We start from the raw sequence: 6,103 nt of genomic DNA, 5'->3' as shown, positions 1-6,103 counted from the left end.
TTACGGGATATCGGCGCCCGTTTGCATACGCTCCAGAGCGGCGCCTTGCGTGCCCCCATGAACGGGGTGGTGGAATCGGTGGCGGTGCATCAAGGGGACTTGGTTCCGGCCGGTCAGCCGCTGCTGCGTTTGAGCAAGGGCGATCAATTGCGGGTCCTGTTGGGGGTGGAACCCGAAGACCTGACCCGCGTCCATCGCGGCGATGTCGTGCAAATCCAGCCGGTCTATGGCGGCGCCACCCCCGTCGCCGGCCGGGTCACCCAAATTTACTGGCAGGTGGACCCCAAAACCCGTTTGGCCCAGGTGGTGGTGCCGGTTCCCGCCAACCCGGCCCTCCTGCCCGGCGGCATGGTGCATGCGCGCATCCTGGTGGGACAGGGCCGGGACCTGGCCATACCCGATAGCGCCGTGCTGCAGAGCCAGGGCCGCTCCTACTGTTTCGTGGCCGTTCATGGGCGGGCCCAGCGCCGCTGGATCGAGACCGGCTGGCAGGAAAAGGGCTGGATTGCGGTGAAAAAAGGGCTTCAGGCGGGCGAACGGGTGGTCAGCCTGGGCAATTATGAACTGCACGATGGCATGGCCTTGCGCGTGGAGGGTGGGCAATGATGGGTGACTGGTTACAGCGCCACCGCCGCTCGCTCCTCTTCATGCTCGTGGTCCTGGTCCTGGCGGGCGGCATGGCAGCCTTTCGCCTACCGGTTTCCCTCTTCCCCACCATCAGCTTCCCGCGCGTCGTGGTGAGCGTGGATGCGGGCAACCTGCCCATTTCCCGCACCCAGATCGAGGTCACCCAGCCTTTGGAACAGGCCTTGCGCGGCGTGCCCGGCGTGGAGCGCATCCGCTCCACCACCAGCCGGGGCGCCGCCGACATTTCGGTCCAGTTCGCCTGGGGCACCCCCATGGTGCCGGCCCTCCTGCAGGTGGAGTCCGCCGTCAACCAGGTCCTGCCCAAACTGCCGCCCGATACCCGTTTCCGGGCCCGGCGCATGGATCCCACGGTCTTCCCCATCCTCGGTCTGGCATTGAATTCCTCCACCCTGGACCCCGTGGCCTTGCGCCGCTATGCCTATTACGATCTGCGCCCGCGCCTGCTGGCCATTCCCGGCGTGGCCCAGGTGGAAGTGCAGGGCGGCACCCAGGCCGAGTACGAGGTGGTGGTGGACCCCATGCGCCTGCAAAGTTACGGCTTGAGCAGCGCCGATGTGGAGCGGGCCCTGGCCGACAACAACATCATCACGGCGGTGGGACGTTTGCAAAGGCACTACCGCCTCTACCAGGTGCTCAGTCAAAGCCCCCTGAAAAATGTCACGGATATCGGCCATACCGTGCTCAAGACCGGCGCGGACGGGGTGGTGGAGCTGGATGACGTCGCCCAGGTGCGGCAGGGCACCGTGCCGCAATGGACGACGGTGACGGCCAACGGCAAGCCGGCGGTCCTGGTCAATATCAAAGAACAGATCGGCGCCAACACCGTCGCCATCGACCAGACCATTCGCCGCCTGCTGCGCACGGAGGCCAAAAGCATTCCGGCGGGGGTCAAGATCAGCACCTGGTACGACCAGAGCCAACTCATCACCAGCGCCGCCAGCAGCGTGCGCGATGCCATCTTCATCGGTGCCGCCCTGGCCGCCCTGGTGCTGCTGGTTTTCCTGCGCAACCTGCGGCTTACCTTCATCGTGGCCATCGTGCTGCCCAGCGTGCTCCTGGCCAGCGTGCTCATCCTCTATGTGCTGCACATGAGTTTCAATATCATGACCCTCGGCGGCATGGCGGCAGCCGTTGGGCTGGTGGTGGACGATGCCGTGGTCATGCTCGAATACATCATGCGCCGCATCGCCGAGCACCCCGGGGAAAAGGTGCCGGTGCTGCATTCCGCCCTGGAGATGAGCCGGCCCCTGGCGGGTTCCTCGGCGGCCACCATCATCATCTTTGCACCGCTGGCCTTCCTGTCGGGCGTTACGGGGGCCTTTTTCCAGGCCCTCGCCATTGCCATCGCCGCCGCCCTGGTCATCTCCTTTCTGGTGGCCTATCTCGCCGTGCCGCTCTTGGCCGATGCCCTCCTGCGTCGTCAGGATGCCGAGGCGGCCGAGCGGGAAGGGCGCGTCATGGGTCGGGTGAAGGAGCGCTACGGGGCATTCCTGGGCGGCTTGCTGGCACGGCCGTTCCTCCTCCTGCCCATCGTCCTGGCGCTGGTGGGCCTCGGGGGCTGGGCCTACACCCAGGTGGGCAGCGGTTTCATGCCGGACATGGACGAGGGAGGGTTCGTCCTCGACTACAAGGCCCCCCCCGGCACCTCTCTGGCGGAAACCGACCGCCTCCTGGAGCAGGTGCAGCAGATACTCGCCCGGACACCGGAAGTCGCCAGCTACTCTCGCCGCACCGGCCTGCAATTGGGCGGCGGCATTACCGAGGCCAACCAGGGTGACTTTTTCATCCGCCTGAAAAAACACCGCAGTCGCAGCATCTGGCAGATCATGCAAAGCGTCCGTCAGCGTATCCATGACCAAGTGCCCGGCTTGCGGGTGGAAACGGGCCAGCTCATGGAAGACCTCATCGGCGATCTCACGGCCGTGCCGCAACCCATCGAGGTCAAGGTCTTCGGCAGCAACCCCCAGGTGCTGCAAGCTACGGCTGCCCGCATTGCCGGGGCCATCCATGGCATCTCCGGCGTAACCCAGGTCTTCGATGGGGTCACCATTGCCGGCGACGCCATGAACATCCGCATTGATCCCATCAAAGCCGCCCTGGAGGGGATGGCACCGGCGCAGATTACGGCGCAACTGCAAACCCTCATGGACGGGCGGGTGGCCAGCCGCATCCCCCAGGGGCAAGAGGTCATCGGGTTGCGGGTACGGGCCCCCCGCGCCATTTGGGACGACATGGCCCGGATGCGGGCGCTGCCCATCCTGGCCCCGGATGGCCATTACTTCCCTCTGGCCAGGGTGGCCACCATCAACGCCCAAGCCGGACAGGCGGAGTTGAATCAGGAAAATCTCAAGCCCATGGTGGCGGTGACCGCGCGCATCGAAGGCCGGGCCATGGGTACGGTCATGCACGAAGTGCAGGCGCGCCTGGCCCATCTTACTCTGCCGCCCGGGGTCTATCTCCAGTACGGGGGGCTTTATCAGGAGCAGCAGCAGGCCATGCGGGAACTGGCCATGGTGCTGGTGGCGGCGATCCTGCTGGTGGCGGTGCTGCTGCTCTTCCTCTATGAACGCTTCACCATCGTCATCAGCATCCTGGCGACGGCCCTGCTCGCCCTGGGCGGCGTGTTCGTAGGCCTCTGGCTCACCGGCACCCAACGGAACATCACGGCCATGATCGGCATGACCATGATTGTCGGCATCGTCACCGAAACGGCCATTTTTTACTTCGCCGAGGCGCAGAACAGCGATGTGGCAGAGTTGATTCGCGCCGGGCGCGCGCGCCTGCGCCCCATTCTCATGACCGCCATCATCGCCATGCTGGCCTTGCTGCCCCTCGCCCTCGGCCTGGGAGCGGGGGCGCAGATGCAGGCGCCTTTGGCCATTGCCATCATCTCCGGCTTGATCGTGGAGGTGCCGCTGGTACTCCTGATCATGCCCGGAATCTACCGCTTCCTGGAGCGGCTCGTCCGCCGCCGAGCCCGGGCCTGAGCCCTTCGCTCAGCGGTAGGCGCCCAGTTTGCGCTGGCTGCGGACCAGCATCCAGCGACCCAGCAGGATGAGCATGAGCACGCCGAAGGTGATGAGAAAGGCGGCGGCAAAGGCGAGCATGTGCGATTCGGCGAAGGGTTCGTTGATGAAGGACCAGATCACATAGGTCAGATAGCCGATGGGTTCTTGAGTCATGTGGCCATTCCACATGTAATTGGACCAACCCGCCGTATACAGCAAGGGGGCCGTCTCGCCCATGGACAGGGCCACGGCATAGAATATCCCGGTCATGATGGCCGGCGCCGCGCCCGGCAGGAGCACCTTGAAGACGAGATGACCTTCTCCGGCGCCCAGCCCATATCCCGCCTCGCGCACGGCGTTGGGAATATTGGCCATGGCCAATTCGGTGGAGCGGGCGATATAGGGGAGCAGCATCACCGCCAGGGTAATCACGCCGGCGGCGACGGAAAACTGCCAACCCAGATAAATCACCATGGCGATGTAACCAAAGTATCCCAGAACGATGCTCGGCACGCCCACCAGCACGTCCGAGAGAAAACGCAGCGCGCTGCCCCAGCGGCCCGCGCCATGCTCGGAGAGATAGATCCCCGCCGCAATGCCAATGGGCGCAGCAACCAGCAGGGAACCAAGGGAAAGCACGAGGGAACCTTCGATGGCATTCTTCAGGCCGCCGCCAATCCCGTTGGTGATCTCCGTGAACAGAGCCGGGCGCAGCACCGGTAGGGCCTTGACCATCACCTCGCCAATAATGGAGAAAAAGGCCCCTGCCAGGATCAGAAAAGCGGCCATGATGGCCAGCCAGCCCAGCGTGTTACCCCATTGGCGGCGCAAGGAAGGCGCATACCTTCTTTCCACTGCCTTGATTTTCATCGTTTCCATCGTTTCAGTGGCCATCAGCGTACCCTCGCCATCCACAATATCAGGCGGGCAATGATATTCACTGCCACGGCTATGAGCAAAAGGACCAGGGCGATTTCCGAGAGGGCCTGGACGGCCATATTGGTGGGGTCCTGCAAGGCGCTATCCAGTTGCGAGGCAATGAAGGCCGCCATGGTGGAGATCGGCGTGTAAATATTGTTGGGCAGATAATTGAGGGCATTGCCGCTGACCATCAACACCGCCATGGTTTCCCCCAGCGCGCGGCCGAGGGCCAGGATGCTAACGCCAATGACCACGGTGCGGAGTTTGGGCAGGACCACATGCCAAAAGACTTCGAGGCGGCTCAAACCCAGGCTGCGCCCCGCTTCCTTGAGGGCCGGGTCGGTCATGTTGATGGATTCGCGGAGGGTGGCGGAAATGAGCGGTACGATCATGACGGTCAATACCAGGGATGCCGTGAGCAGACCGTAGCCGCTCCCCGGGGCACCGCCAAAGAAAGGTACGAAGGACAGGGCATGGGCCATGGCCGGATAGACATGCTGACCCAGGAGCGGAACCAGCACCGCGTACCCCCAAAGCCCATACACCACGCTGGGAATGCTCGCCAGAAGGTCCACAAAGAGGGATAGGGGCGCCGCCCGGGATTTGCGCATTCCCTCCGACAAAAAAACCGCCGCACCGATGGCCAGCGGGAGGGCCAGGACCATGGCGATGAAGGAACTGGCCACGGTGCCGACGATCAGGAACCAGATGCCGTAACGGGCATGAGGCATGACCTGGAAGCCGTGTTCCATCACCGGATTGCCGTAGAGATTGCCCAGGTCCCAGTCATTGGTCCAGAGAAAATGAAACTGGTTGTATTGAATGGCCGGCCAGGAGTAGAGGGTGAGAAAGGTGATCAGCGCCAGCAGGGACAAAGGCAGCAGGCTGGCCATGGCCACCAGGGAACTGCGAAAGACCGGGAATTTCATAGTGTTTTGTCTCGTACCGACATGAGTACCTCAAAAACGACGTTTTGGAAAACAGGTGGCGCTCCCTTGCCAGGGCAAGCCGTGATGCCGCTTTCCAAAGCGCCTGGATAAAAGTAGAGAAGCCCGCAAAAAATATCAGAAAGAGCCGGGCATGAACACCCGGCTCCGGGCACCGCTTACTGGATTTCGGCAATCTGCTTGCGCGAGAGGGCCACAGCACTGTCTGGCAGGGGAACGAAGTTCACCGCCTGAATGAAGTGCGGCGCATTGCCGCCCTGGGGATCAATGGACCAGTTCAGGAACTTGCGCAGTTCCGCCGCAACCTGGGCATTGGGCTGAGTCTTGCTGACGATGGCATACTCGTAGTTGATGATGGGGTAAGACTTGGCACCCGGGGCATAGACCAGGCTGATGCGCTCGTCGGCAGGGGTCTTGGCGACCATTTCACCCGCTGCAACCTTGGCATTGGCCACCGTCGGCAACACGAACTGGTTGGCGCGGTTTTCCAGCATGGCCAGACCCAGATGGGCTTCTTCCACCGGCTTCTTCCAACTGATGCCGATGTAGGCGATGCCGTAGGGCGTGGTCTTGAGGGCC

4 protein-coding genes and 1 pseudogene are annotated in these 6,103 nt (G+C 63.3%); 2 read left to right on the top strand and 3 right to left on the bottom strand.

Translation table 11 applies throughout. The features are described from left to right. Both ACP5MM_RS09550 and ACP5MM_RS09545 read left to right on the top strand, forming a co-directional pair. Positions 1 to 606 (top strand): efflux RND transporter periplasmic adaptor subunit (locus ACP5MM_RS09550; RefSeq protein WP_427934511.1); only part of this gene is annotated, 606 nt, incomplete at its 5' end. Beyond that, a complete protein-coding gene (locus ACP5MM_RS09545; protein ID WP_427932217.1) occupies positions 603 to 3,635 on the top strand; it encodes an efflux RND transporter permease subunit in 3,033 nt (1,010 codons plus the stop codon). The genes ACP5MM_RS09550 and ACP5MM_RS09545, both read left to right, overlap by 4 nt. A gap of 9 nt (positions 3,636 to 3,644) precedes the next feature. Here ACP5MM_RS09545 and pstA read toward each other — a convergent pair whose 3' ends face one another. From pstA to ACP5MM_RS09530, 3 genes and pseudogenes are all read right to left on the bottom strand, one after another. Next, positions 3,645 to 4,550, bottom strand: a complete 906-nt coding sequence (gene pstA / locus ACP5MM_RS09540) for a phosphate ABC transporter permease PstA (RefSeq protein WP_427932215.1) — start codon at positions 4,548 to 4,550, stop codon at positions 3,645 to 3,647. After that, the gene (gene pstC, locus ACP5MM_RS09535; protein ID WP_427932213.1) at positions 4,550 to 5,506 is read right to left on the bottom strand and encodes a phosphate ABC transporter permease subunit PstC; all 957 of its coding nucleotides are present in this window, start codon (positions 5,504 to 5,506) and stop codon (positions 4,550 to 4,552) included. The genes pstA and pstC overlap by 1 nt, the downstream gene beginning before the upstream one ends. A 176-nt stretch (positions 5,507 to 5,682) precedes the next feature. Further along, positions 5,683 to 6,103 (bottom strand): annotated as a pseudogene (locus ACP5MM_RS09530) (phosphate ABC transporter substrate-binding protein PstS); the annotation flags it as partial.

The organism is Acidithiobacillus sp. (genome assembly GCF_049965315.1).
Lineage (GTDB): Bacteria > Pseudomonadota > Gammaproteobacteria > Acidithiobacillales > Acidithiobacillaceae > Acidithiobacillus_B.
The sequence above is the reverse complement of the archived record's forward strand: the minus strand, read 5'-3'. Positions and strand labels throughout refer to the sequence as shown.